Below are 26241 nucleotides of genomic sequence, written 5' to 3' on the forward strand. Positions count from 1 at the left end.
GTTATCGCTTCCCCGCCAGTCCTGCAGCAAGGGTATTGCCGGACGCGTTATCAATCAGCAGGAAGGAGCCCAGCGCACCACGCGCTACGTAGTCCTCCACCGGAAGTTCCGTGGCAAGTTCCACGGTGACATGGGCGATATCGTTCAGCGCCACAGATTCCGGTGAATCATTGTGCTGCTTGCCGTCAATGTCAATGATGCGGTCCACGGATGCAATGCGACCGCGAACCAAGTTCGCGCCGTAGCGCACCTTCACCATTTGTCCTGCGCGCAGTTCCTTCTCAGTGAGCGCAACGATGGTTGCGTCGAAGCTGCGTACAACGTCAGGGGCATTGCCACTGGAGATGAGGTCACCACGGACCAAATCAATCTCATCAGCCAAGCGCAGCACGACGGAGTCGCCTGCGGTGGCGGACTGAACCTCACCGTCTGAGGTATCAATACCCACGACGGTGCTGGTGCGAGTACCCGCGGAAGACACGGTGGTAATGGCGTCGCCTACGGCAACGGAGCCTGTTGATACCTGACCAGCGTAGCCACGGTAATCCAGGGAGTGCTCGCGAATGACGTACTGGATGGGGAAGCGGAAGTCTAAATCGTTCGCGCGTCCACGAGAAACCTCAACGGATTCCAGCAGTTCCAGCACGGTAGGGCCGGTGTACCAATCCATGTTGGTGGAGCGCTCCACCACGTTGTCGCCCTTGAGAGCAGAGATAGGCACAACATGTGGATCGCCCACGCCCAGGCGTTCTGCCTCAGTAACGAAAGTCTGCTTGATCTCGTTGAACACGTCCTCGGAGTAATCCACCAAGTCAATCTTGTTCACAGCGAGCACAACGGTGCGCACGCCCAGCAGCGCGGCCACATTGAGGTGGCGGCGGGTCTGCTCGACTACGCCATGGCGGGCGTCGACAAGCAAGACAACAACCTGGGAGGTGGACATGCCGGTGACCGTGTTGCGGGTGTACTGAACGTGGCCTGGGGTATCCGCAAGGATGAAGGTTCGGCGATCAGTAGCAAAGTAACGGTATGCAACGTCAATGGTGATGCCTTGCTCGCGCTCCGCGCGCAGGCCGTCCACCAGCAAAGACAGGTCAAGGCCTTCGAAGCCGCGGTCGGCGGAGGTGCGCTCCACGGACTCCAGCTGGTCAGCAAGAACGGATTTGGTGTCATGCAGAAGGCGACCAACAAAGGTGGACTTGCCGTCATCAACGGAACCCGCAGTACACAGGCGCAGCGTCTCGCGCGAGTTGATTAGCTCCGTAGCAGAAGTAGCGGTAGTCATCAGAAGTAGCCTTCCTTCTTGCGGTCTTCCATTGCGGACTCAGACAGCTTGTCGTCAGCGCGGGTTGCGCCACGCTCGGTGAGAGTGGAGGTGGCGATCTCAGCGATCACCTCATCGATGGTGGAGGCGGTGGAATCCACCGCGCCGGTGCAAGACATGTCACCCACGGTGCGGTAGCGCACGGTACGGGTCTGGAGGGTCTCGGCTTCCTTCTCGGTTGGGCCACCCCACTCGCCTGCGGTCAGCCACATGCCACCACGGTTGAAAACCTCGCGTTCGTGGGCGAAGTAGATCTCAGGCAACTCGATGCCACGGGCACCGATGTACTCCCAAATATCAGCCTCAGTCCAGTTGGAGATTGGGAACACGCGGATGTTCTCACCCGGCAGTTTTCCACCGTTGTAGAGGTTCCACAGCTCGGGGCGCTGGCGGCGTGGGTCCCAGCCACCAAAGCTGTCGCGCACGGAGAACACACGCTCCTTCGCGCGGGCGCGCTCCTCGTCACGACGAGCACCACCGAGCACGGCATCGTAGCCCTGCTCCGCAATGGTCTCCACCAGCGGTACGGTCTGCAGCGGGTTGCGGGTGCCGTCTGGGCGCTCCTGCAGGTCACCGCGGTCAATCCAGTCTTGTACATGCGCCACGCGCAGGCGGGCACCGGTCTTCTCAACCAAGCGGTCACGGAAGTCAATGACCTCAGGGAAATTGTGGCCGGTATCTACGTGCAGTAGCTCGAAAGGAACGGCGGCCGGTGCGAACGCGCGGCGCGCGAGCTCAAACACAACAACGGAGTCCTTGCCGCCGGAGAATAGCAGTCCCACTTTGTCGAACTGGCCAGCAACCTCTCGCAGTATGTAGATGGACTCGTTCTCGAGGTCCTTCAGGTGTGGGGACAACGCCTGCGCGGTGTCCGTAGGTTTGGTATTGGTCATGAGTGAAGTCCGCATTCTGTCTTAGCCATGCCAGCCCATCGGCCAGCACGTGGATCTTCGCCTTCGGCGACGGGCAAGGTGCAGGTAGCGCAGCCAATTGATGGATAGCCCTGCTTGGTCAGTGGGTGGATGATCAGGTCATGTTCTTCGATGTAGTTGTCCGTATCCTCCAAAGACCAGGTGATGATCGGAGAAATTTTGAGACGGCCAGTGTCGTCCAGGGACAGCGCTGGCGCGTGCGCACGCGTTGGTCCGTCGGCCCTGCGCAGGCCGGTAACCCAGCCCGCGTAGTCGCTCAGCGCGACAGCCAACGGCTCCACCTTGCGCATGCGACAACATGCGCCTGGATCGCGCTGGTAAAGGTTCTTTCCGTACGCAGCGTCCTGCTGCTCACGGGAGAGAATGGCCGTGGCACGCACGAGAGGCTGCGGGTACCGCTTCTCCACGTCGCTGGCTACAGCGAGCGTCTCCTCAAAGTGATACTCAGTGTCCAGGAATAGGAAGTGCGAATCCGGAAGATACTGAGACGCAAGCTCGGCGAGCACAGTGTTTTCCATGCTTAAAGTCACGACCAGCGTGCCCGGTGCGTACTCGTGAGCCCAATCAAGGATCTCTTCCGCCGAGGCGTTGTAGAGCTCATCAGCGTACTGTTCAACAAGTTCCTTGTTCTTTTGTGCGACATCCTCCGGCAAAGGGGCGGTTGCTTTTGGTCCTGGTGGGGACACGGATGGGTCGGTGAACTCACCGGCGCCGCCGAGTAGATTTACTCCGCTCATAGTGGTTCTCCTTTTTAAATTTCATACGTGCCGGCGAAGTGCCCGCGCTTGGATAGTGAATTCTTAAGAGCATCCGAAGAACTCAAGCTCGAGTTCGGAACATGCCCTGGCTCGTCTTGGCCGTGGAACATCACCGAGAACACGCGACGGCAGTCAGCACAGCTCCATGCAAATTCTGTTTCTACGTCAGGAAACAGCAGGGTGGATGCACAAAAGGGGCAGTATTCCGGATGGTTGCGGTTGGGGTTCGGCTTGCGACGAAACTTCACTGAAGGTCCGCCTCCTCCGCTCGCACAGCCCACTCGCGGAACTGTTCACCCGGCTCGCGCTGCTCCTTGAACTTCTCCACTACGCGAACCACGTAATCGCCAACCTCTTCAGACGTGACCTTGTGTCCGCGCAGCTTGCGACCGAAGAACGGATCCAAGCCCAAGGTGCCGCCCAGGTGAACCTGGAAGCCCTCGACACGATTGCCCTCGCTGTCCGTGACCGTCTGGCCCTTGAAACCAAAGTCCGCTACCTGAGTGCGAGCACAGGAGTTCGGGCAACCGTTCAGAGAGATCTTCAACGGCACATCAATATCGCCGAGGCGATCCTCTAGGTGATCAACCAGCTCGATGGCGCGTGCCTTGGTGGTGGTGTGTGCCAGCTTGCAGAACTCAAGGCCGGTGCAGGAGACGATGCCACGACGGAACTCGCTCGGATTGGAGTACAGGCCCGTCTCATCCAGAGCCTTCTGCAAGGCGGCTACGTCGCTTTCATCAACGTCAAGGAACAGCAGTTCCTTGTCCGGAGTAGTGCGCAGGCGGGTGATGCCAAACTTCTCTGCAACATCTGCAATAGCGATCAGCTGCTCACCGGTGGCGTGGCCTACGGTTGGCTTTACGCCTACGTAGAACTTGCCATCCTTCTGCTCGTGAACACCCAAGTGGTCACGAGAACCTGGATTGATTTCGACCTTTGGGCCGTCGATAAGCGGCTCGCTCAGGTACTCAGTCTCCAGCACCTCACGGAACTTCTCAATGCCCCACTGCGCAACCAAGAACTTTAGGCGCGCGCGGTTACGCAGGCGGCGGAAGCCGTAATCACGGAACAGGGTTGCTACGGCGCCCCATACTTCTGGGACTCGCTCAATAGGGATCCATGCGCCCAGCGGCTGGGACAGCATTGGATTGGTGGACAGGCCACCACCCACGAAGCACTCAAAGCCTGGGCCGTACTCAGGGTGAACGGAACCAATGAAGGCAACGTCCTGAATCTCATGAGTAACGTCCTGGCGGGCGTGGCCGGAGATAGCAGACTTGAACTTACGCGGTAGGTTTTGGAACTCCTCGCGCATCAGCCAATCATTGACGATCTCTTCGATAGCTGGGGTGCCGTCGATGATCTCGTCCTTGGCAATGCCCGCAACTGGGGAACCAAGGATGACACGAGGGACGTCACCACAGCCCATGAGGGTGGACAGGCCCACTGCCTCGAGCTTGTCCCAGATGGTTGGGACGTTCTCGATCTCGATCCAGTGCAGCTGGATGTTCTGGCGGTCGGTGAAGTCCGCGGTAGAACGCGCGTAGTCACGGGAGATCTCACCCACGGTGCGCAACTGCTGTGGAGTAACACGGCCACCGTCGAAGCGGACGCGGAGCATGAAGTACTCATCCTGCAGCTCGGAGTTGTCCAGCTGACCCGTGAGCTCGCCGCCTAGGTCCTGGCGGCGCTGGGTGTACAGACCCAACCACTTGAAGCGTGGCGCCAAGTCCTCCGCAGGAATGGATGAGAAACCTTCCTTGGAGTAAATGTCGATAACGCGCTGGCGTGCGGAAAGGCCACCGTCTTCTTGCTTGATGCGCTCATCAGCATTGAGTGGCTGCGTGCCATCAACCTTCCACTGGCCCTCGGGCTTTGGCTTACGCTGCCTGGCTGGGCGAGTTGGTGTGGTGGTCATGTGAAAGTCCTCTGTTTCTACATCGTCCGCTTCTCATGCGATGAATAAACGTGTCATGCGATGAGCAAGCGTGGATATGGAAAAATTTGCTTGGTGCAATTCAAGCGTACCGAGCGGTCTATCGCAATAGACCAATCAGTTCAGAACGGGGACTTTACCCAAAATACTCCCCCTGCCTGCATGTTTAGAGAAATTAGCCCGTGAATATATATCCCCTGACCGAGGTTAACTTTTCGTATAAGTGAATAAAATGCGACAGATACTTGCACAAGTCCGCCAAAATTGACTAGTTTTACAGACCACTTGGTCTATAACGATATATAACCGGAGGCACCTCCATCGCACAGGGTGTCTGTTGTAGGCTCGACCTGAGTTACAACATGTTTAAGCGAATCTAAAATTTTGAAAGGCACATGAGTTTCATGACCTCCTCAACCCCTAACTCTGCTGACCGCAAGCTCAAGGTGGCCGTTATCGGCGCTGGACCTGCAGGCATTTACGCATCCGACATCTTGGTGAAGAACACTGACGGCAACGTGGAAATTGACCTCATCGAGCAGATGCCAGCACCATTCGGCCTGATTCGCTACGGTGTCGCACCTGACCACCCACGCATTAAAGGCATCGTTACCTCCCTGCACCGCGTACTGGACACCCCACAGATCCGCCTGCTGGGCAACGTACACATTGGCAGGGACTTGACCATCGATGACCTGCGCAACCACTACGACGCAGTAGTATTTGCCACCGGCGCCGTAGGTGACCGCATCCCTACCCTGCCAGGCGCCGAGCTGGAAGGCGTCCACGGCGCTGGCGAGTTCGTCGGTTTCTACGACGGCAACCCACGCTTCAATCGCGATTGGGACCTGAGCGCCAAGCAGGTTGCTGTGGTGGGCGTTGGCAACGTGGGCCTTGACGTAGCACGAATCCTCGCAAAGACCGGCGACGAGCTTCTGGTCACTGAAATCCCAGATAACGTGTACGAGTCCCTGAAGAAGAACCAAGCCGACACCGTCCGAATCTTCGGCCGCCGCGGCCCAGCACAGGCAAAGTTCACCCCACAGGAGCTCAAGGAGCTGGACCACTCTGACACCATCAACGTCACCGTGGATCCGGAAGATATCGACTACGATGAGGCGTCCGAGCAGGCCCGACGCGACTCCAAGTCCCAGGATCTGGTCTGCCAGTTGATTGAGAATTACGCCATCCGCGAGCCCAAGCAGGCTCCGCACACCCTGCAGATCCACTTCTTCGAGAACCCAGTGGAGATTGTGGGCGATAACGGCAAGGTATCCGCCATCAAGACCGAGCGCACCGAGCTAACCGGCGACGGCAACGTTCGCGGCACCGGCAAGATCACCGAGTGGCCAGTTCAGGCAGTGTACTTGGCAACAGGCTACCGCTCCGACGCCATCGCGGACGTTCCTTTCGATGACAAGAAGCACGTCATTCCTAACGATGGCGGACACGTACTCGACGCCCCAGGCGGCCAGCCAGTAACTGGCCTGTACACCACCGGCTGGATCAAGCGCGGCCCAGTAGGCCTGATTGGCAACACCAAGTCCGACGCCAAGGAAACCATCGACATGCTGCTTACCGACGCCGCCAACGGCACCCTCAACGCACCGACCGCAGGCGACATCACCGAGCTCCTGAATGAGAAGAACATTGAGTTCACCACTTGGGACGGTTGGCACGCCCTCGACGCCGCCGAGCGCGCGCAGGGCGAGCCTGAAGGCCGCGAGCGCAAGAAGATCGTTGAATGGGAAGACATGGTCACCCACTCCCGCGTGCAGCAGTAAAACCCTGTGCAGCAGTAAATAACGATCCTCTGCCCCTTTCCTCACAGGAAAGGGGCATTGACGTTTTATAGACGCTCAGCTCACCCGCGACCGGATTCGCGCGATCCTCAAGGGCGCCGGCACAAGGCCTCGACCTTCTACTTAAAACCCAGCTTCTCCAGGGCTTCACCTAGTTCCTGTGCCCCGTGATCAATAGCCTGTGACCAGGAGACGGTGGCAGTCTCATCTGCATTGTCACTGACCTGTTTCAAGAGGGTGACGTCCACACCAAACTGCTGGCATACATACACCACAGCCCAGCCCTCCATGTCACACAGCTCCGCAACTTGGCTAAGCTTTTCCCGCTTTACCCCGTCATTAACAAAAGAATCCCCTGTGGCGAGGTACGCTTCCGGCAGCTTTCCAGAGGTAGAGACGTGAAGCCAGCGCTTCTGCGGCAGGCCGGTTATTTCCTCAATTTTGGTGTATTCGAAGTCATGCTTGATCACGCCGTTGATCTCAAACACACCAGACTGGCCATCCTTTAAGGACCCCGCAGTGCCCACATTGATAACACGCGACGGCAGTGGCCCTATGGCTAGGCGCCTGGCTAAGGCAGTTGCCGCAGCGACCGTGCCAATTCCAGTAACAAGAACTTCAGCACCATCAGGCACGTAGGCGGCCTCACCTTTGACAGCAGCGATAAACAGCGGGCGCGCGGCGTCACTCATGAACGAACTCCTTGGACTGTAGCCCTGAAGGTGGCTTTGGGTATTTCTGTTATCCATTCTGCCCAAGTGCCGGTACTGCCGGTGAGGTTTTAGAAGCGGTTCCCCTTTGTTCGGGTAGCTCCACCGTGTACACCCGCTTAGCGACCACACAACATACCGATCTGTCTATAATTTTATTCACTTTTTATTGCCCTTTACCTGCGCATTTAAGGTTAAAGGTCAATAACCCTTCATTAAATAGACAGCTTGGTTGTATATTTTTAGACAGTTCGGTCTACAAATGGTTAGACTGATCACCGTACACAACACATTCCAGCTGAAAGGTAAACGATGTCTCGCAATCCATCCATCGCCGTCATCGGTGCCGGCACCGCCGGCCTCTACATTGCCGATCAGCTCATGTGCCAGGAGCAGACGCTGCACGTAGACCTTATCGACGCCGCACCGTCCCCAGCCGGTATCGCACCGTTCGCCGGCAGCGCTAGTAGCGCAGCCAAGGCCAAGTCCACCACCAACTTCATTGGCAACGTCACCGTTGGAATTGACATCACCGTGCACGAACTCCAGGACCTCTACGACGTGGTCATCGATACCACCCGCATCCCCACCACAGAGTTCGCCACCAACGCCACCTTGGACGTAGCACTTCACCAGTTGAACGCCCTCACTAAGGAAGCGGGTTTGACCATCGGCCTAGCCGACTTCCTCATCGCCCGCGGAGTACCAGCCACCCGCTGGACAAATCCGCTGAATCTCCCCGCAGGCCGCACCTTCGCCGAGTGGGCGCAGGTAATCCACATGGCTTATGGCACTCCCGTATGCGTCTAGGATCGCCTCACCATCGCCCGTACCTCCAAGGTACGGGCATTAACTTTGCTGCGGCTTCGATGCTGTATCTAGTCGGTCAAGCATTTAAGGTATAAGCAGCACCTTTTCACCTCGCGAACTCCATACCACGCGGTGATTATTCTCCCCTAAAGGATCGTGATTTCCCTGATGCTTCTTGCAGCCACTTCCGCAGGATCAGCTACATCCACCTTCACCCTGATCATGGGCGTGTTGGGCATCCTGTTGTCGTTGCCATGCTGGATCTATTTCGTCCGCGCAGTGATGAGGATCTATGGCTTCATCTCCTCAGGCCAGCCCACCACTAAACGCACCGATCAACCAGGCAAGCGCATTGCCACTGTGGCGAAAGAAGTCTTCTTCCACACTGAAATGATCCGCAAACCCGCAGTGGCCGTTGCTCACTGGTTTGTGATGGTGGGATTCATGATCGGCGCCGTGGTCTGGTTCGAGGCCTACATCCAAACCTTCGCGCCACATTCGGGCTGGCCAATCCTCAAGGACTTTAGCCTGTACCACTTCGCCGAGGAAGTACTTGCGCTGGGCACGGTACTCGGCATCATATTCCTAATTGCCATCCGCGTGAACAAGGGACACCGCGAAAGGCTGTCACGCTTCTACGGTTCCAATGCCAAGGCCGCCTTCTTTGTTGAAGGCGTAATCCTGCTAGAGGGCCTAGGCATGCTGCTGGTCAAGGCAGCCAAAATCGCCACCTTCGGTGAGCATTCCTACTCCCCGTGGGCTGACTTCCTGACCCGCCACTTGGCAAACATCATGCCCAGCTCCCCTGAGGCAGTCTCTGCCCTAGCACTCTTTAAGCTGCTCGTGGGCATGGTGTGGTTGTTCATCGTGGCCCGCAACATCACGTGGGGCGTGGCGTGGCACCGCTTCCTTGCATTCTTCAACATCTTCTTCCGTCGCAACGCGGACGGCTCCCAAGCCCTAGGCAAAATGACGCCCATGGTAGACAAGGGCGAACCGGTCACCCTTGAGTCCTTGGAAGATATGGAAGAGGAACCGACCCTAGGTGTTGGCACCCTCAAAGACGCAAGTTGGAAGATGCTGCTGGACTCCTCCACCTGTACAGAGTGCGGCCGGTGCCAAGAGCAGTGCCCTGCATGGCACACCGCCAAGCCACTTTCCCCCAAGATGCTCATGACGGACATCCGCGACGCCGCGGTTGCCAATGCTTCCTACCTACAAGACCCAAACACCTTCGCCGCTGACGAGTCCTATTCCAACGTGGACCTCCTCAAGATGGTGGGCGAAGGCGACGCCGGCATCATCGACCCAGACGTGCTGTGGTCCTGCACCAACTGCGGCGCCTGCGTGGAGCAATGCCCAGTAGACATCGAGCACATTGACCACATCGCCAACATGCGCCGATTCCAGGTCCTAGCAGAGTCTGACTTCCCAAGCGAGCTCGCCGGCATGTTCAAGAACCTAGAGAACAAGGGCAACCCATGGGGCCGCAACGCCAGCGAGCGCAAGAGCTGGATTGATGAAGCCCGCCGCGACGGCATCGAGGTCCCCATCTTTGGCGAGGACATCACCGACTTTGATGACACCGAATACCTGTTCTGGGTCGGCTGCGCCGGCACCTTCGACGACGACGGCAAGCGCACCACCCGCGCCGTAGTAGAACTCCTGCACACAGCAGGAGTAAAGTTCGCCGTCCTCTCCAAGGGCGAGACCTGCACCGGCGACCCGGCGCGCCGCGCGGGCAACGAGTTCCTGTTCCAGCAGCTCGCCCTCGAAAACATTGAAAACCTGAACAACGTCTTCGACGGAGTACCAAAGGGCCAGCGTAAGATCATCACCTCCTGCCCACACTGCTTCAACACTCTGCGTAACGAGTACCCGGACTTTGACGGCCAATACGACGTGTTCCACCACACCCAGTTACTCAACCGCCTAGTCCGCGACGGCCTGCTCAAGCCAGTGCCACGCACCCCCGAAAACCGCAAACCAATCACGTACCACGACCCATGCTTCCTCGGCCGCCACAACAAAGTCTTTGATCCACCACGTGAGCTCGTCACCGCTGCCGGCGCCAACCTTGTGGAAATGGACCGCAACCGCAACGAGGGCTTCTGCTGTGGCGCCGGTGGCGCCCGCATGTTCATGGAAGAAAAGATGGGCACGCGCATCAACGAAAACCGCGCCGCGGAGGCCATCGGCACCGGCGCGGAAGAGATCGCAGTGGGCTGCCCATTCTGCAACACCATGATGACCACCGGCGTCAAGGCCCTGTCCGATAAGCCAAAGGACGCACCGGTAGTTAAGGACGTCGCCCAGATGCTTCGCGACGCCGTGCTTGTCGACGGCAAACTGCCAACCCGCAACAAGCCACTGTTCCTCGAAACCCCTAAGCGCGTGGCCAAGGAGACCACAACCACACCGGAACCAACCAAACCTGCCGCACCAAGCGCAGCGACGCCCGCTGTATCTGACTCCCCTGCCGCACCAAGCACCCCAGCGCCTAAGGCACCCGCCGCCCCTGCGCCAGGAGCAAGCATGCCAGCAGCACCGGGGGCAGCAGCGCCAACGCCGGCTGTTCCTTCAGCACCAGCGGCACCAGGAGCAGCTGCCCCAACGCCGGCTGTTCCTTCAGCACCGACGGCACCAGGAGTAGCAGCACCAGGTGCAAACGCACCAGTACCGCCCAAGGCACCCGCAGCAGCGCCAGCGGCACCAGGCGCAACAACTCCAAGCGCCCCAATCCCGTCGGCGCCAGCAGCGCCAGAAGCAGCTGCCCCAACGCCGGCTGTTCCTTCAGCACCGACGGCACCAGGAGTAGCGGCACCAAAGATCCCCGCGCCAGGCGCAGCAGCACCAGGTGCAGCAGCACCGGCGGCACCAGGATCAACCGCCCCTGCGCCAGGAGCAAGCGTGCCGGCGGCACCAGGCACAACGGCTCCAAACGCCCCAATCCCGTCAGTACCAGCAGCGCCAGAAGCAGCTGCCCCAACGCCGGCTGCACCTTCAGCACCAGCGGCACCAGGCACCAGCGCACCAAAGATCCCCGCACCAGGCGCAGCAGCACCAGGCGCCAGCACACCAGAGCCACCTAAGGCACCCGCAGCGGCTACCCCTGTAGCTCCCCAAACGCCAACCGCACCAGCGGCACCAGGATCAGCCGCCCCTGTGCCAGGAGCAAGCGTGCCGGCGGCACCAGGTACAACGGCTCCAAACGCCCCAATCCCTTCAGTACCGGCAGCGCCAGGATCAGCTGCCCCTGCGCCGGCTGCACCTTCAGCACCAGCGACACCAGGCACCAGCGCACCAAAGATCCCCGCACCAGGCGCAGCAGCACCAGGCGCCAGCACACCAGAGCCACCTAAGGCACCCGGTGCGGTAGTACCTGGAGGGACCAAGGAAGGTCAGTCGCAACAATCACCCGTTGCGCCAGGAGGCGCTATCCCGCCAGTGCCAGGCGCACCGGGGACAGTAGCGCCGGAGAACGAAAAATAACCCGTTCGATGAGGGCCGCTGAGTTAGCTCAGCGGCCTTTTTATTATCCGAAGAATGGCCATCGAGGAATACACCGATGCCAATCGTCGTTGAGGTTTACTACCATGAGAAACATGAGCGATCCGTACACCCCCGATTACCGCATCGGCGATGCAGAACGACAGCAGGCCATGGAAGACTTGGGCGCCCACTGGGCGGCAGGTCGACTGGACTATGAAGATTACGAAAAGCGCCTGAGCGACGTCACACAGGCGCAGACGCGTTCTGATATCTCCTACATCTTTGACGATCTACCAGCGTCCGCCTCACGTAATCAGTATGGGGCGCTTGAAAAGACGTACACCGAGTCCGAGATCATGCAGGCACGCGCTGAGGGACGCCGGACCCGCGCTGGCATCATGACGATCACGGCCACGATGGTCTTGGGATTTGGCATAGCCTTGGATGCCCCAATTCTTATGGTAATCATCCCAGTCGTCTTTGCACTTTTGTATCTGCTAAAAGTGGGGCCAGATTCTTGGTACATGCCATCGCGTGCAAAATTGGAGCGTGAGCGTATTCGTAATAATCGCTTGGAGCTGGCTGAGCGCACCCGCGAGATTGAGTCCCGCACAGCTATGCAGCAAGCAGAAATGAAGGCCCTACGTAAGCAACGAACCCAAGAGCTCACGAATACAGCGCTTGAGTTCACCAATGAGTCCATCAAGCGCTTCAAAAACCGCAGCAAGTAAATTCTTGTCATTTATGCCCAATCCTGCCGCTCATCAGGATTGGGTTTTCTGCTATCACGCCTAATTATCCGCTTGAGCATCCTCTAGAAAGCTCCTAGTGCACTGCTTGCCCGCTGGAAGCTACCATGAAGGGCCACACAACCCCTAAAGGCAAAGTGTTGGTCTTGGGTGCCGAACCTTTGAGCAGGAATTCAAATGTGCAGAAGTAGTCACATTGAGTTGTTCGAAGGTGACCAGCCCAAATGAGCACTCTGGGGTCCTCGAGTCCGACAAGCGCATCCCTATCGTGATTGGTGTTGATGATAATGTCACGGGTGGAGCTTCATCGTTGGGGATCGCTCCCTAACGGATGAGAAATATGCAACAGCCGACGAGTTTTCCGAGCTGTACTCCAATCCCATGACGGAACATCAGTAGCTAGGTGAGAAGCAGGACGCCATGCCGAAAAACCAGATGAAAGCTATTAGCGCATGCATGGCAGGAGTGCCATGCCGTTTCGATGGCAAGGCTAAACCCGTGCACACTGCACTCGAACTTGTCGAAAGCGGCGAAGCTATCTTGGTATGCCCCGAGGAAATGGGCGGGCTGTCCACACCCCGCCCGCCGGCGGAAATTGTCGGCGGTGACGGAGAGGACGTCCTAGCTGGTCGCGCGAAGGTACTCACAGCAGACGGTGTAGACGTGACGGAACAGTACGTTGCTGGTGCCAAGAAAGCTGCTGACGTGATCGAGGAACGTAAAGTTAACGCTGCGTTACTTAAAGCAAAAAGCCCTGCATGTGGCTGCAGCAAAATTTACGATGGCAACCATTCAGGAACACTGGTCGGTGGCATAGGAGTATTTGCCGCTGAGCTAAAGCGTCGCGGAATTCACCTAGAAGAAGCCTAACGGCCATGAGGATCCACTTCTCGCATAGGTGCTAAACCCGTCGAAACCTAGGTACAGCTCACCGAAAAATGGACTCCTCATGGAGGCGAATGTGGCACACAGGATCCGTTCCCTCTGGTTCTTGCACACGGTAGGTCGTTCCTGTCGGTGGCTTTGATCGGTTCCATGGCTTTGTAACCGATTCACCACGACTTTTTAATGGCCGGGGTTCTTCCTTTCTGCCTTACTGTCAGCTGCAAAAGTGATTTCCCGTCGAGCTTCATTGATCCTCTTAGCCCCGTTATCTATCCTTGCAGGCCAAAAAATGGCAACATAGAACGCGTGAGTAAGAAAGAGACCACCCAACCAGTAAAAAAGCGTCAGCGTCGCATTTTTGATCAATCGGACAAAATGAAGGACGTTCTTTATGAGATCCGTGGTCCGGTGGCGGCGGAGGCCGAGCGCATGGAGCTCGATGGCCATCGCATTCTAAAGCTCAATACAGGTAACCCTGCTATTTTCGGCTTCGAGGCACCGGACGTAATCATGCGCGACATGATCGCCGCACTGCCTACTTCTCAGGGTTACTCAACCTCTAAGGGCATCATTTCTGCCCGCCGCGCGATCGTGACGCGCTACGAGGTTATCCCTAACTTCCCTCTCTTCGATGTGGAAGATGTCTACCTAGGCAATGGCGTTTCTGAGTTGATCACCATGACCACTCAGGCTCTTCTGAATGACGGTGATGAAGTCCTAATTCCTGCGCCAGATTACCCACTATGGACGGCTGCGACGTCTCTCGCCGGCGGCAAGCCCGTGCACTACCGCTGCGATGAGGAAAACAACTGGTTCCCTGACATTGAGGACATCAAGTCCAAGGTCACGGAAAAGACCAAGGCCATCGTTGTTATTAACCCAAATAACCCGACCGGCGTTGTTTACTCCCGCGAAATACTGCAGCAAATTGTGGACGTCGCTCGTGAGAATGACCTGTTGATCCTGGCCGACGAGATCTACGACCGCATCCTCTACGACGGTGCAGTGCACACCTCTATCGCCACTTTGGCACCGGATCTCCTGTGCATCACGTACAACGGCTTGTCCAAGGCCTACCGCGTCGCAGGTTACCGAGCTGGCTGGATGGTTCTGACCGGACCAAAGCAGTACGCGCGGGGGTTCATCGAAGGCCTCGACCTTCTCGCTGGCACACGGTTGTGCCCGAACGTTCCCGCTCAGCATGCAATTCAGGTAGCTCTTGGTGGACGCCAATCGATTTACGACCTCACCTGCGAATCTGGTCGACTTCACAAGCAACGCGACGTTGCCTACGAAGGCCTAAATGCAATCCCAGGTATTAGCTGCGTGAAGCCACAGGGTGCTTTGTATGCGTTCCCAAAGATCGACCCTAATGTGCACGAGATCCATGACGACACCCAATTCATGTTGGATCTCCTGCGCGCAGAAAAGATTCTGATGGTTCAAGGCACTGGCTTTAACTGGCCTACACCTGACCACTTCCGCGTCGTGTTCCTGCCATGGAGGTCAGAACTCGAGGACGCAATCCAACGATTGGGCAATTTCATGGCAAGTTACAAGCAGTAAGCATCGCTTTACTTAACGCCCTAGGACGCAGCTTCAACGCAGATGCGTCCTAGGGTTTTTGTATTCCCGTAAGTTGCGGTGGTGGTTAATCGATCACCACGCTTTGCACAGCTGAATCAACAAGATCTACGTTGCCTTGGTCTTAGAAAAACCGGAGATTCTGCATTCTCCCTGTGTCTCTGGTTGAGGGGCGCGTTAAGCAGTTTCTGCGTCTACAAGAGACTTCTTATCAGATAAGTTGCTCAGCATTCGCTAATAGTCACGTCCTCCTAGCTATGCGGGCTTGAAGTTGATCTTGATCAAAACTATCGAGGTGGTACACCTCTTGCCCACACTAGTTATTGCCAGGTCAATGAGCTCCACGCCAGCCATCGCTAAGACCTAAACGGCCCGTTTAGTTGGATCCTGCACTGGCACCAAGACGAGAGCACCAACGAACAGGACGAGCGCAATCGCCAAGATACCGCCGCGATCGCCTTGTCCCAAAAGAGATACGAATGCGCCGAACAGGGCTGGGGTAAGCCAGCTTACGGCGCGACCAGTGGTCGTATAAAGCCCAAAGAACTGGCCTTCCTGTCCCATCGGAGCCACTCGGGTAAGGAAGCTTCGAGCTGCAGACTGAGCTGGACCGACACACAAACACAAGATCAAGCCACAAATCCAAAATACTGTTGTGCCTTCGCCAAAGTACATGACCACAGCAATCATGGTGAGAAGGATCAGGCAAGCAATGATGATGATCTTCGGCCCAATCTTGTCATCTAACAATCCACCAATCACTGCGCCGATGGCAGCTGAGACGTTAGCGGCAACGCCAAAAATCAAAACGGTTCCTGCGTCCAACCCGTACACGCTCACACCTAGTACAGCACCGAAAGCAAAAACTGCGCTCAACCCGTCGCGGAAGATTGCAGACGCTAGGAGGAAGTAGAACGCGTTGCGGTCGCCATGCCACAGCTCTTTGAGCGTCTGAAACAGCTGAGCATAGGCGGACTTGATGCTGCCGGTGTGATGACCAGCAGCGGGGATTTCTGGGACACGGAGTAAGGTTGGCAAAGCTGAAATACCAAACCAGACTGCCGCAAGGATGGCTACCAGGCGAATGTTCCAGCCACCTTCTGTGCTCAGATCAAAGAGTCCGCGGGTGGGGCCATCACCGGCAACGAATCCGAAGTAGCAAATCAATAGCAGTACAATGCCGCCAAAGTATCCGGCCGACCACCCCAAACCTGAGACGCGCCCCACGTTGTCTTCGGTGGAGACCTGACTGAGCTGAGCGAAGTAATTAACCTCAGCAAATTGAATAGTCACGGATCCAACGGCCAAAATGGTCAATCCAAGCCAAAAATAAATCGGCGCATCGTTCCGGATGAAAAACAGCGCGCCCATGAGCAGGAACGTTATCGCTGACCAAAATGCCAGTGCCCTGCGCCGCCTGCCCAAGTTATCTGAACGCTGACCAACTACCGGGGTCACGGCGAAGATCACCAAACCACCCACAGCCATTGACCAGCTCAGCCACTGTGCGGGTGTTTGCGATGTAGTGATTTGCTGTCCTACGGAATCCGTGAGGTAGACCGCGAAGATGAATGTGACCAGCACTGCGTTGAACGCAGCGGCACCCCAGTCCCACATCGCCCATGAGATCACCGTAAGCTTGTCTGTGCGTTTAGCCGAACTCGCCACCGATGCGGGGCCTGTGGAAGGTAGGTTCATAACGAAAATAGTAAAGCTTGCCCGTGTGTCCTGCAGCACTTCCTCAATATATGAGCCTAGGTATTTACTCTGAACGCGATCCTTCGCCTAAAAACTTAAGCGGCACCGAAATTACGCACTAGCGCTTTCCGCTATCGCTTCTGCGGCTATCACATCTTGCGAATACCAGAGTTGGCGGAATTGAGTCCGGCTAAGGAATGATGATTAACATCGCGATTACTCGAGGCACACCATGAGATAGAGACACGGCACCGCGTGCTGAACAATAGGCAGCGATCCCAAGATTGCGTATGGGCGCCTCTACACTTGCCCCCATGCCGGATCGCTGTGCATTGGGGACACACAGGACAGCCTGAACTGCTATGTATGCCCGATGGTTTGGCCTATTAAACCCGTCGCACCAACGCCGGAAGCAAGGAATCCACGGATTCCCGATCCTGGTTTAAGCCCTAACAAACGCACATAGCAGTTCAGAAGCTAGAAGCAAGCCGGTCTGCACACAGTGATTGCCCCACGAGCACAACGACCGAAGGATGTCCTGCGGAGAACAGGCTTTTCTGACCGTGCTGGTGATACCTGCTAGGGAACGCGAAAACCAGGACTTGGGGGCCTGAAGTTCCATCAGAGTTAAGCGGTAGCCATTTCCTTAAGCATCAATCACCCGCGCTAGTGCTAGCTACGAGCCAAGATCTCATCTACGCATGCGGAGACGGAAACGATCATTTCTGGGAAAAACTGGGCACAGTGGCTTTATGAGGAAGGGCTACTGAAAGTTCAGGTACGCCTTGGACGGAGTTGGACCACGCTGCCCCTGGTACTTAGAGCCCAGCTTGCCGGAACCGTACGGAACTTCTGCTGGTGAGCTCATCTTGAACAATGCAAGCTGACCTACCTTCATTCCCGGCCACAGCGTAATAGGCAGGTTGGCCACGTTGGACAGCTCCAAGGTGATGTAACCAGAAAAGCCAGGATCAATGAATCCCGCAGTGGAGTGGGTGAGCAATCCTAGGCGGCCGAGAGAGCTCTTACCCTCCAGACGTCCCGCAAGGTTTGGTGGCAGTGTGAACTTCTCCAGAGTTGAGCCCAGAATAAACTCTCCGGGGTGAAGAACGAATGGCTCATCTTCCTGGACTTCCACCAAGCTGGTCAGTTCATCTTGCTGCAGCTTAGGGTCAATGTGAGTGTACTTGGAGTTGTTGAACACGCGGAAGAATCGATCCATGCGCACGTCCACACTCGATGGCTGGATCAGCTCTGGGTCGAATGGGTCAATTCCGAGTTCGCCGGCGTCAATGGCCGCGCGGATGTCATGGTCTGAAAGAAGCACGCCATTAGTTTAACGCGCGGAGCATTTTCCCGTTAGGAAAGCAACGATTGTCTCCCCGCTGATTCCACCCCACATTTGTGGCCTGCTTGCTGGCGCTTCACACTTTTGGGTTGTTTAGGACTAGGATTATAGCCACGTCCTGCCGGCGTAGTTTAGTGGTAGAACATCAGCTTCCCAAGCTGAGAGTGCGGGTTCGATTCCCGTCGCCGGCTCCAATCAAATTACCTGTTCAGAGCATGATTCTGAACAGGTAATTGTGCGTTAATGACGGTCCTCGCCGTGGTCGCCAAGTGAGTAACTGGCGTCGCAATCCAGCTCCTCGATTTCCTCCTTCAGCGTGTAATCGATGAAGGCATGAAGGAGTTGGTTGCTTACGTGTGGCGCCACTGCGGAGATGGGTTCTGGCTGTGGGCGGGTGAGAATCCCTAGGGCCACTATTAAGTCAAATACGGAAATATCGGAGCGGACCACTCCTGCATCGACAAAAGTGCTGAGCAGATTCTTGAGCTTGTCCAAGGCTGCTTCTTGAGCAGTCATGACGTGCGCATCAGTTTTGACGTCTTGGACGTCCACGAAAGCCCCCAAACCCAACCCGGCGAGAGCGTGGAGGAATTCTGACCACGTGGTGGCGTTTACTTCGTGATTTTTAAACGTGTCTACTGTGGCGCCAATGTCTGCAATCAGCTCCACTATGACGGCGCGGGTGAGATCTTCGCGAGATGAGAAGTTGCGGTAGAAGGTGCCAACGCCTACATGGCTAGCTTCCGCGATGAGCTCTAATGCCACGCCGTGACCGTGGGTGGCGAACATGTGGCGGGCGTTGGCCAAGATCCGACGGCGACGCTCGAGAGCATCCGCACGCATAATGCACCTTCACTTTCAATGGGATGAGTTCTAGGAGGGGTAAGGGCTCTCTCTAATGTAACGCCCTCTGGTTACCGCTGATTCCAGACATTACTCGATGTCACTTGACAAGGAGTTTGTGTAGCGACATAATTCCTTGATCACTTGTGGAGGTTTTTCCTCCATAAACCTGAAGAGAGGGACGATGTCTTCCACCGAAAAGACCGCCACGTTACCGGCGCGCACAAAATTTACTAAGGCAGTGGCTCTAATTCTTGGGCTTTCCATCATCTTGGTAGGCATGCTCCTGCTGTTCATTATGCCCAGCCTAAAATCTGGCCCACACCATCTGGAGGTTGGCGTAGTAGCTGACCAAGCAACAATGAAACAAATTGAGTCTGCGCTCAAGGCCGATGATCCAGAGGCTTTTGACCTTGTTAAATTCTCCAATTCGGAAGAACTCAACACCGCCATTAAAGAGCGTAAGGTCACCGGCGGTTTTGACTTGTCGTCCGCCGACGACGTCCGCGTCGCCGTAGCCTCCGCGGGATCCACGGCTGTATCAGGCACCCTCACCCAGGTGGGAACAGGCATTGCCAAGTCCATGGGAACAGAGCCAACAATAGAGGACATCGTCCCCCTTCCCGCAGCAGATCCCACTGGCGTAGGAATCGGAGGATTGGCCTTCCCTCTCGTGTTTGGCGGAATTGTTCCAGCAGTAGCGTTCCGCTCACTGCTGTCTGGTCACCGCTTGTGGGTCTTGGGGGGAATAATTTTGTTCTCGCTGGTCGGCGGATTCATTGTGTCCCTCGTTCTACAGGAACTGTTCGGTTCAACCGACGGTGTCCTCCTGCCGGTGACCGGCGCCATGGCGCTGGGCATCGCAGCGCTAGCTCTGCCACTATCTGGCCTCGCCGAAGTCTTTGGCAACAGAGGTTTCACCCTGGCCGCCATGACCATGATGTTCGTGGGCAACCCCTTCGCAGGCATTGCAACGTCCTCTGTCTGGCTTCCTGGCGCCGTCGCCACGCTGGGGCAGCTCCTGCCACCTGGCGCCACCGGCACCCTTGTCCGTGCCGTGGCCTACTTTGATGGCCACGGTGGGACGCAGGCTTTCTGGACGCTCACTGCGTGGGTAATTTTTGGCCTCATCTTGTGGGGCGCCGCGCCAATTCTGGACACCAAGCGCGAGCGTCGCATCATCATCGAAAAGCGAACCACCACTCCAGAACCAGCAACAAACTAGAATCTCTAAAACTTGGAGATTGAGGACACATTCTCACGTTTGTGCGAAACTGAGCTTCGTTTCCCAGACTGGGTTAATTCTCAAGGGTTTGATTCCGATGGAACATCGGGGTTGGGCCCTTGAACTGTGTCTGAAGCCTGCTGAGCACGCCAAATATAGACGGTGGGATCCTCTGCGAAAACGTCACACAGCCCGAAGAAGTTAACTTACTGCCTGAAAGTTCAGCCAGAGTAGCCATCACCACGCTAAGCCGACGAACACTACAGGCCCCTCACCCTTATTCGATGGACCCATCCAGCAGAGGCGATAATGAAGACCATTGGTGGAATTACTCTGGCCACAAGGATTTCGAAGCAGCGCATCTCAGAAGGTATTAGCCCATACCGTTCCGCAAGCTCTTTTCGTGGGCTGGAGTCCCTAAGGGCTCATTACCCCAAAGACCAAGGCAAACGCATTTTGAGCCTCATCCCGTTTTCCTTATCCTCTTTCAGTCGTCTCGATTCAGCATTCAATTTCTTCTCACCACTAAACCTTCTGCTGCCGCGACGTTTGTTTTCCTGCCAGCTAGGCGTCTTAAAGGAACAATTAGGCAACAGAACTGAAAACTTTTCAAAAAAATTTTTGATAGCCAAAACGCCAGCTCAAGGCACTAAAATCGGGCATCCGGAAGCGACATCTAGTGGTCTTAAGACAATCATTGGTTTGAACCAAGGGTTTAAACGTGTAAGGTAAACAGCACGTTAACTTCATTGGACATTGTCCAATAGTTGGTTTGAAACCATTAATTTCTGTTCGTTTTCAAGTTCCACGGAAAGGAGCGCAAGCTCATGACTATGACTTTCTCACTAGATAACCAGAAGCTCTCCAACCGATGGAGCGAGCTGCTCACCCAGTGCCTCGAGGTTAAGGGACGTTCCACCACCCCAGAGCGCGCCGAGGAAACCCCAGCGGACCTCCACGCTTACATGATGGAGAAGATCGTCTCCCATCGCGCAGCTTAATAAGCTTCGTTTACTGCCCCGCCACTTACCCGTGGCGGGGCATTTTTGGCGTGCGTAGGACACGATTCACACTCTAACCTGCATAACTTCGCTCAGGAGCCGGAGTAGCATCGGGACTAGATGATACCCGCCCCATTGGCGCGCTCCACGCCAATGGTGGGAGTCCAAACCCACTAAGGAATGATCTTTAGGTTATGTCAGCCCCAACCCACAAGCCCTACGTCGATCCCATCGAAGCCCACGCTGATCACGCAACCAAGACTCACGGCCACCACCCTCCAGTTGTTCGAACCGTAAAGCATGACATTAACCAGAAGCCATTCATCGTCATCTGGGAAGTAACCCGTGCTTGTGGCTTAGTGTGCAAACACTGTCGCGCAGATGCCCAGCACGAACCCCACCCTCAGCAGCTCAGCACTGAGGAGGGCAAGCAGCTGCTCGCAACCTTGGCATCCTATGACGCGCCAAAGCCACTCGTGGTACTAACTGGTGGCGATCCTTTCGAGCGCGCGGATCTGGAGGAACTCGTCCGCTTTGGCACAGAACACGGCCTGAACATGTCGCTTTCACCTTCCGTGACGCCAAAGCTCACCCCGGAGCGCATTAATTCACTGCGCGAGGCAGGCGGCAAGGCCATGAGCATGTCCTTAGACGGTGCAACCGCTAAAACTCATGACGCCTTCCGCGGTTTCAGTGGAACATTCGAACAAACGCTTGCGATGGCTCCCCACATTAACAAGGCCGGCTATCGCCTCCAGATCAACTCCACCCTTACCAAGGGAAACATCCATGAAGCACCGCTGCTGCTCAAGACGGTGATCGAAATGGAAGCCAAAATGTGGTACGTATTCTTCCTCGTGCCCACCGGCCGTGGCGCTGATCTGGGTGCACTTTCCCCAGAAGAGCGCGAGGATGTTCTCCACTGGTTGAGCGATATCTCCAACCGGATCGCCATCAAAACAACCGAGGCTCCGCAATACCGTCGCGTAGTTCTCCAGCAGCAGGAAGCTAAGGAGAAGGGCCTTGAACCATACTCAGGTGGCGAACTATACAAGTACCTCACTAAGGAGACCACCAGGCTCCTAGGCGAGCATCCTGAAAAACCTCGGCGCCCGCGTTCCCCTATGGCTGTGAACTCCGGATCCGGTTTCGCCTTTATCGATCACATTGGTGATGTATACCCTAACGGCTTCCTGCCGCTTCACTGCGGAAACGTCAAGCAGACCAACTTCAAGGACATCTACACAGATTCTCCTGCATTTAAGGCACTACGCGATCCAGACCATTGGCACGGAAAGTGTAGCGTGTGTGAATACCACGACGTCTGCGGTGGTTCTAGGTCCACCGCCTACGCGCTCACCGGTGACTACACGGCATCCGACCCAACCTGTGTTTATGTACCACAGGCGTGGAAGGACATGAGTGAAGAGGAGCGCCAAGCGTCCACGGGCAGTGCCACTGTAAAGCTGCGCCTTCCTATCGCCCCGGTAGAGGAAGTTGGAGCTCGCCGCCACTAGCGAAGATAGATTCCTGACAAAGATTAGGTTGTGCGCCGCATTTAGGCAGTGCACAACCTAATCTTTGTTCAGGCAGGTAGGATCGCTTCTTATGACCGCACCAGATCCTAGTCCTGCACTTTTGCTCAAGAACCTGAGTAAAGTTTTCAGGTCTTTCCGGACTCAGAAGGCCACTGAAGTGGTAGCCGTTAACAACATCTCCCTGCGGATTGAACCAGGTGAGATCGTTGGCCTTCTGGGCCCCAATGGCGCAGGAAAATCCACGTTGGTCGATATGATCTTGGGCCTTATTTCCCCCACCTCAGGAACCGTAGAGGTTTTTGGCCAGAGTCCTAAAGACATGATCAGGCAATCTCGACTGGGAGCAGTCATGCAAACCGGTGGGCTACTTCCAGAGCTGACGGTGGAAGAAACCATCGCCATGATCGCCACCACACACGAAACAAACATCTCTGTCAGCCAAGCGCTGGAACAAGCTAATCTGCTTCAGATCCGGAAGCGTCGCGTATCTCAATGCTCCGGTGGTGAGCAACAGCGCGTACGCTTTGCCATCGCCCTTCTTGGGGACCCAGATCTCCTACTGTTAGATGAACCCACCACCGGTATGGATACTGTTGCTAGACGTCACTTCTGGGATGCAATGCGAGCCCAAGCCAAACTGGGTAAAACTATCATCTTCGCAACTCATTACCTTGAGGAAGCACAAAACTTTGCCTCCCGTATCGTCATGGTCAATGAGGGCCGGATCATTGCTGATGGAACAACCCACGATATCCAAGCACTCACCAATTTCCGCATGATTTCCTGCGAATTCCCCAGGCTGAGCGATTTAATGGTCTCAGACATCGGCCGCGCCCCGGGCGTATTGAGCGCAGTCAGGACAGGCAATGGCGTCAGGATTCAGGCCAACAACTCAGATGCGGTTGCTCGATGGTTGCTCACCAATACCAGCGCGTTCAATCTCACCATTTCTAGTAACTCGTTAGAGGACTCTTTTATCGCTCTCACCCAACAAGCCCTTTCAGCTGAGGAGGCGGGGAACTAAGTGAAAACCCTCCGATTTTCCCTTTATGACCTACGCCGCTTGCGCAGTGACTGGTCAACCATCCTATTCTCCGTCCTGCTTCCCGTGGCTTTCTACCTGATTTTTGGTTCGTCACAGGATGCTGGGAATGTCAGGCTGCGTGACGGCAATGGTTCTGCCTATGTGATGATCGGAATGGCCTTATATGCCGGCGCCGTGGGCGCTGTCTCCGCAGCTAGCAACGTGGTGTTGGAACTCCAAACCGGTTGGGGCAGGCAGCTTGCTCTCACACCTCTGAGGCCTTATCAAATCCTCATTTCTAACCTGACGAGCATCACGGTCCGCGCAGTGTTACCTATCACCGCAGTGTACGTCACCGGGTTTTTCACGGAGTCTTACATGCCCCGCATAGAGTGGATCTCAAGCTTCCTCCTTGTTTTCCTGTCAGCTCTGCCCTTTGGCGTACTCGGCTTGGCCGTAGCACTGGTACTTCGCACCACCAATGCCGTGTCCGTGGCATCGACCGCGGTGGTGGTCTTCGCCGCGGCGGGCAATGTTTTCATGCCACTTTCTGAAACCTTGTTCGGTTTCAGCCGCTTCACCCCTATGTACGGCCCAGCCGCACTGGCTCGCTATCCACTCACACACGGTGACATCCTGATCCAAAGCGAGACGCCTTTTGTCAATGATCCGCTGTGGTACGCGCTGGTCAACATTGTCCTGTGGCTAGGCTTGTACGTCATCCTTTGCCTATCGTCCTACCTTAGGGAAAAGGGCCGCATGTAAAAAAAGGAAGCACCGTGAGGTGCTTCCTTTTTTCGTCGTAAAGCTATCCCGTGCACCGAACGATCGGTTCTGGGTCATAGACCGTAGTAGTTGAATCGCGGGAGATCTCGTTACCTGCCAAGTCACGGATGATTCGTGTGTCTGAGGTGGTGAATCCCTGGGAACCACTGGATGGACTGCAGTTGGAACCGGACACGGACACCGGCTGCGGGCTGGTGTAGCTCCATCGGCCACCGTTGACGGACTCAACATCTACCGTCTTCACACCCATCATCGTCACTGTGACGCTGCCACCGCCCACGGAGGCAAGAATGCGGACCGGGTACTGGGAATTATTCTTGAACTGCAGGTCAATGGCGCCCTCGTACACAGTTGCCTCACGCCCCGCCGGGTAGCGGGAAATGTAGTAGGAGTGAGGGGTGTGCGCTACATCCTCAAAGCCCGCAAAGTAGGCTGCGTTGTACAAGGTGGTAGCGAACTGGGAAATTCCGCCACCCACGGCTGTGTCTGCACGACCGTTCAAGATGATGCCGGATTCCACAAACCCCTGCGCGGTACCACGAGGTCCGGTCCAGTTGTTGAGGGAGAACGTATCGCCCGGCGCGACGATTGCGCCATTAACCATCTGAGCGGTCAGCGCAATGTTAGTGCCGGAGGCAGCGGAGTAGCCACTTGTGGTGAACTCAGAAACTACTTCATCAAAGGTTGCTGCTTCAGCTTGTTCAGTGGTGAACGTTGCTGGATCATCCTCATAGACGGCGTCGAAGGTACGGTCGTCACCTTCTGCTGTGATGCGCTCGTCGAAGCCAGCCATGGTCTTGTCCCAATCGATGATTTCACCATCGGCGTGTGGGGTTACGGTTTTGTAGCCGGATGCGAAAGAGATCTGGGCGTTCTGTTTCTCCACCTCGGTCTCGGAGAGAGTCTCGGCCAAGATTTCCTGAGCGCGCTCGGAGTTGACGTCCATTCGGAACGTGTCGCCGTCAGGCACGAAGCTCACAACTTCATCCATGCGCTCCACGGGAATCACGCCATCTACATTCTCCCTGCCCTTGGCAATGATCGGCCCAGAAAGCGCCTGCTTTGCTTGGCCACCTGCAACCTTATCCACTGCCTTTTGATCCAGCGTTGGTTCTGTCACCTCAGCGTCAACCTCAACGCCTTCAGGCTTGAGCCAATCAGCCACGAGCTTTTCCTTGAGATCCTCAGCGCCCACGGCTTGACCATTGACGGGCTGCGGATCAATATTCACGCTTCCACCGGCGAGGTTGATGCCACCTTCTACTGGGTCACGGCTCAACTCTTTGCGGACCCGTTCCACTGCCGGAGACAGAGCCTGTTCGTCCACGGTGGTAGCGGGCTCAATCTCATAGGTGGTGAAGAAACTCTGGATACGCGTAATGGGGTTAAGTGACTGGTCACCGGCACTATCGACGGTACGCTCCCAATCAATGCCCATGCCGGATTCCGCTGGTACTAGCTGGGTAGTGAGTTCTCCCGCCTGAATAGTTACAGGCATAGTGGTGGCGTTACCAAGATTGTCTTCCAGCTTGCTTACTGCAGCCGCCTTGGTCATGCCACCGATTTCTACGCCACCTACGGTCACGCCTCTAGGAACATTGTCCTGATTCATCACGTAATCCGCACCGTAGGCTACTCCACCAATAACTACGGTTCCAAGAAGGAATCCGGCGACAACGCGTGCGCCGGTGTTTTTCTTTCCGTTCTTGCGCTTAGGTGAACGGCGAGGCGTTTTCTTACTCACGTGAACCCATCTAATAGTTGGTCTGGGGCATCATTTACTGCATATTGCA

The 26241-nt window shown here is 56.2% G+C and carries 22 protein-coding genes and 1 tRNA gene; 13 read left to right on the forward strand and 10 right to left on the reverse strand.

Annotated elements, in window-relative coordinates; all coding sequences use genetic code 11:
• Window position 1: 1 nt before the first annotated feature.
• The 5 genes from ACXM2N_RS10600 to ACXM2N_RS10620 are packed head-to-tail and all read right to left on the reverse strand — an operon-like array spanning window position 2 to window position 4935.
• Window positions 2-1285, reverse strand: coding sequence for a sulfate adenylyltransferase subunit 1 (locus ACXM2N_RS10600; RefSeq protein WP_458488521.1), 1284 nt, complete (start codon window positions 1283-1285; stop codon window positions 2-4).
• On the reverse strand, window positions 1285-2217 hold the full coding sequence (gene cysD, locus ACXM2N_RS10605) for a sulfate adenylyltransferase subunit CysD (RefSeq protein WP_458488523.1): 933 nt from the start codon (window positions 2215-2217) through the stop codon (window positions 1285-1287). The genes ACXM2N_RS10600 and cysD overlap by 1 nt, the downstream gene beginning before the upstream one ends.
• The gene (locus ACXM2N_RS10610; RefSeq protein ID WP_458488525.1) at window positions 2214-2993 is read right to left on the reverse strand and encodes a phosphoadenylyl-sulfate reductase; all 780 of its coding nucleotides are present in this window, start codon (window positions 2991-2993) and stop codon (window positions 2214-2216) included. Before ACXM2N_RS10610 ends, cysD begins: the two co-directional genes overlap by 4 nt.
• Before the next feature lie 14 nt (window positions 2994-3007).
• The gene (locus ACXM2N_RS10615; protein ID WP_458488527.1) at window positions 3008-3262 is read right to left on the reverse strand and encodes a hypothetical protein; all 255 of its coding nucleotides are present in this window, start codon (window positions 3260-3262) and stop codon (window positions 3008-3010) included.
• Window positions 3259-4935, reverse strand: a complete 1677-nt coding sequence (locus ACXM2N_RS10620; RefSeq protein ID WP_458488529.1) for a nitrite/sulfite reductase — start codon at window positions 4933-4935, stop codon at window positions 3259-3261. The genes ACXM2N_RS10615 and ACXM2N_RS10620 overlap by 4 nt, the downstream gene beginning before the upstream one ends.
• Before the next feature lie 413 nt (window positions 4936-5348).
• On the opposite strand from ACXM2N_RS10620, the gene ACXM2N_RS10625 reads away from it, so the two are divergent.
• Entirely contained in the window at window positions 5349-6737 is a 1389-nt protein-coding gene (locus tag ACXM2N_RS10625) for an FAD-dependent oxidoreductase (RefSeq protein ID WP_458488531.1), read from the forward strand.
• A gap of 137 nt (window positions 6738-6874) precedes the next feature.
• On the opposite strand, the gene ACXM2N_RS10630 is transcribed toward ACXM2N_RS10625, so the two are convergent.
• Window positions 6875-7447 (reverse strand): nucleosidase, encoded by a 573-nt coding sequence (locus tag ACXM2N_RS10630; RefSeq protein WP_458488533.1) that lies wholly within the window; start codon window positions 7445-7447, stop codon window positions 6875-6877.
• A gap of 330 nt (window positions 7448-7777) precedes the next feature.
• Between ACXM2N_RS10630 and ACXM2N_RS10635 the strand changes: the two genes are divergently transcribed.
• From ACXM2N_RS10635 to ACXM2N_RS10655, 5 genes are all read left to right on the forward strand, one after another.
• Entirely contained in the window at window positions 7778-8275 is a 498-nt protein-coding gene (locus ACXM2N_RS10635) for an FAD/NAD(P)-binding protein (RefSeq protein ID WP_458488535.1), read from the forward strand.
• A gap of 168 nt (window positions 8276-8443) precedes the next feature.
• Window positions 8444-11767 (forward strand): (Fe-S)-binding protein, encoded by a 3324-nt coding sequence (locus ACXM2N_RS10640; protein ID WP_458491140.1) that lies wholly within the window; start codon window positions 8444-8446, stop codon window positions 11765-11767.
• A gap of 113 nt (window positions 11768-11880) precedes the next feature.
• Window positions 11881-12498: a DUF1707 SHOCT-like domain-containing protein gene (locus ACXM2N_RS10645; RefSeq protein ID WP_458488537.1), complete on the forward strand. Its 618-nt coding sequence runs from the start codon at window positions 11881-11883 to the stop codon at window positions 12496-12498.
• Between the two features lie 438 nt (window positions 12499-12936).
• Window positions 12937-13386 carry a DUF523 domain-containing protein gene (locus ACXM2N_RS10650; RefSeq protein WP_458488539.1) on the forward strand — a complete coding sequence of 150 codons (450 nt, stop codon included), beginning with the start codon at window positions 12937-12939 and terminating at the stop codon, window positions 13384-13386.
• A 390-nt stretch (window positions 13387-13776) separates the two neighbouring features.
• Window positions 13777-14967 (forward strand): pyridoxal phosphate-dependent aminotransferase, encoded by a 1191-nt coding sequence (locus ACXM2N_RS10655; RefSeq protein ID WP_458491142.1) that lies wholly within the window; start codon window positions 13777-13779, stop codon window positions 14965-14967.
• Between the two features lie 381 nt (window positions 14968-15348).
• Here ACXM2N_RS10655 and ACXM2N_RS10660 read toward each other — a convergent pair whose 3' ends face one another.
• Window positions 15349-16683, reverse strand: coding sequence for an MFS transporter (locus ACXM2N_RS10660; protein ID WP_458488541.1), 1335 nt, complete (start codon window positions 16681-16683; stop codon window positions 15349-15351).
• A gap of 763 nt (window positions 16684-17446) precedes the next feature.
• The gene (gene dcd, locus ACXM2N_RS10665) at window positions 17447-18010 is read right to left on the reverse strand and encodes a dCTP deaminase (protein WP_458488543.1); all 564 of its coding nucleotides are present in this window, start codon (window positions 18008-18010) and stop codon (window positions 17447-17449) included.
• Window positions 18011-18151: 141 nt separating this feature from the next.
• Here dcd and ACXM2N_RS10670 point away from each other — a divergent pair.
• Window positions 18152-18225: transfer RNA gene (locus ACXM2N_RS10670), tRNA-Gly, on the forward strand.
• A 46-nt stretch (window positions 18226-18271) separates the two neighbouring features.
• Here ACXM2N_RS10670 and ACXM2N_RS10675 read toward each other — a convergent pair.
• A complete protein-coding gene (locus ACXM2N_RS10675; RefSeq protein ID WP_458488545.1) occupies window positions 18272-18874 on the reverse strand; it encodes a TetR/AcrR family transcriptional regulator in 603 nt (200 codons plus the stop codon).
• Between the two features lie 184 nt (window positions 18875-19058).
• Here ACXM2N_RS10675 and ACXM2N_RS10680 point away from each other — a divergent pair, with 184 nt between their 5' ends.
• The 6 genes from ACXM2N_RS10680 (at window position 19059) to ACXM2N_RS10705 (ending at window position 24427) form a co-directional block, all read left to right on the forward strand.
• On the forward strand, window positions 19059-20099 hold the full coding sequence (locus ACXM2N_RS10680; protein WP_458488547.1) for an ABC transporter permease: 1041 nt from the start codon (window positions 19059-19061) through the stop codon (window positions 20097-20099).
• Between the two features lie 309 nt (window positions 20100-20408).
• Window positions 20409-20831, forward strand: a complete 423-nt coding sequence (locus ACXM2N_RS10685) for a hypothetical protein (RefSeq protein ID WP_458488549.1) — start codon at window positions 20409-20411, stop codon at window positions 20829-20831.
• A 95-nt stretch (window positions 20832-20926) separates the two neighbouring features.
• On the forward strand, window positions 20927-21100 hold the full coding sequence (locus ACXM2N_RS10690; protein ID WP_458488551.1) for a hypothetical protein: 174 nt from the start codon (window positions 20927-20929) through the stop codon (window positions 21098-21100).
• Window positions 21101-21294: 194 nt separating this feature from the next.
• Window positions 21295-22617, forward strand: a complete 1323-nt coding sequence (locus ACXM2N_RS10695) for a TIGR04053 family radical SAM/SPASM domain-containing protein (RefSeq protein ID WP_458488553.1) — start codon at window positions 21295-21297, stop codon at window positions 22615-22617.
• A gap of 91 nt (window positions 22618-22708) precedes the next feature.
• Window positions 22709-23662: an ABC transporter ATP-binding protein gene (locus tag ACXM2N_RS10700; protein ID WP_458488555.1), complete on the forward strand. Its 954-nt coding sequence runs from the start codon at window positions 22709-22711 to the stop codon at window positions 23660-23662.
• Window positions 23663-24427: an ABC transporter permease gene (locus tag ACXM2N_RS10705; protein ID WP_458488557.1), complete on the forward strand. Its 765-nt coding sequence runs from the start codon at window positions 23663-23665 to the stop codon at window positions 24425-24427.
• A gap of 43 nt (window positions 24428-24470) precedes the next feature.
• Here ACXM2N_RS10705 and ACXM2N_RS10710 read toward each other — a convergent pair whose 3' ends face one another.
• The gene (locus ACXM2N_RS10710; RefSeq protein ID WP_458491144.1) at window positions 24471-26060 is read right to left on the reverse strand and encodes a VanW family protein; all 1590 of its coding nucleotides are present in this window, start codon (window positions 26058-26060) and stop codon (window positions 24471-24473) included.
• Between the last annotated feature and the right edge of the window lie 181 nt (window positions 26061-26241).

This window comes from Corynebacterium sp. ZY180755, assembly GCF_054331495.1.

Bases quoted from the DNA above. Each gene is read 5' to 3' on its own strand.
- ACXM2N_RS10600 (WP_458488521.1), bottom strand. From the start codon at position 1,285: ATGACTACCGCTACTTCTGCTACGGAGCTAATCAACTCGCGCGAGACG.
- ACXM2N_RS10700 (WP_458488555.1), top strand. From the start codon at position 22,709: ATGACCGCACCAGATCCTAGTCCTGCACTTTTGCTCAAGAACCTGAGT.
- ACXM2N_RS10685 (WP_458488549.1), top strand. From the start codon at position 20,409: ATGAAGACCATTGGTGGAATTACTCTGGCCACAAGGATTTCGAAGCAG.
- ACXM2N_RS10690 (WP_458488551.1), top strand. From the start codon at position 20,927: ATGACTATGACTTTCTCACTAGATAACCAGAAGCTCTCCAACCGATGG.
- ACXM2N_RS10660 (WP_458488541.1), bottom strand. From the start codon at position 16,683: ATGAACCTACCTTCCACAGGCCCCGCATCGGTGGCGAGTTCGGCTAAA.
- ACXM2N_RS10610 (WP_458488525.1), bottom strand. From the start codon at position 2,993: ATGAGCGGAGTAAATCTACTCGGCGGCGCCGGTGAGTTCACCGACCCA.
- ACXM2N_RS10655 (WP_458491142.1), top strand. From the start codon at position 13,777: ATGAAGGACGTTCTTTATGAGATCCGTGGTCCGGTGGCGGCGGAGGCC.
- ACXM2N_RS10645 (WP_458488537.1), top strand. From the start codon at position 11,881: ATGAGCGATCCGTACACCCCCGATTACCGCATCGGCGATGCAGAACGA.
- ACXM2N_RS10625 (WP_458488531.1), top strand. From the start codon at position 5,349: ATGAGTTTCATGACCTCCTCAACCCCTAACTCTGCTGACCGCAAGCTC.
- ACXM2N_RS10640 (WP_458491140.1), top strand. From the start codon at position 8,444: ATGCTTCTTGCAGCCACTTCCGCAGGATCAGCTACATCCACCTTCACC.
- ACXM2N_RS10630 (WP_458488533.1), bottom strand. From the start codon at position 7,447: ATGAGTGACGCCGCGCGCCCGCTGTTTATCGCTGCTGTCAAAGGTGAG.
- ACXM2N_RS10680 (WP_458488547.1), top strand. From the start codon at position 19,059: ATGTCTTCCACCGAAAAGACCGCCACGTTACCGGCGCGCACAAAATTT.
- cysD (WP_458488523.1), bottom strand. From the start codon at position 2,217: ATGACCAATACCAAACCTACGGACACCGCGCAGGCGTTGTCCCCACAC.
- ACXM2N_RS10695 (WP_458488553.1), top strand. From the start codon at position 21,295: ATGTCAGCCCCAACCCACAAGCCCTACGTCGATCCCATCGAAGCCCAC.
- ACXM2N_RS10675 (WP_458488545.1), bottom strand. From the start codon at position 18,874: ATGCGTGCGGATGCTCTCGAGCGTCGCCGTCGGATCTTGGCCAACGCC.
- ACXM2N_RS10635 (WP_458488535.1), top strand. From the start codon at position 7,778: ATGTCTCGCAATCCATCCATCGCCGTCATCGGTGCCGGCACCGCCGGC.
- ACXM2N_RS10620 (WP_458488529.1), bottom strand. From the start codon at position 4,935: ATGACCACCACACCAACTCGCCCAGCCAGGCAGCGTAAGCCAAAGCCC.
- ACXM2N_RS10650 (WP_458488539.1), top strand. From the start codon at position 12,937: ATGCCGAAAAACCAGATGAAAGCTATTAGCGCATGCATGGCAGGAGTG.
- ACXM2N_RS10710 (WP_458491144.1), bottom strand. From the start codon at position 26,060: ATGAATCAGGACAATGTTCCTAGAGGCGTGACCGTAGGTGGCGTAGAA.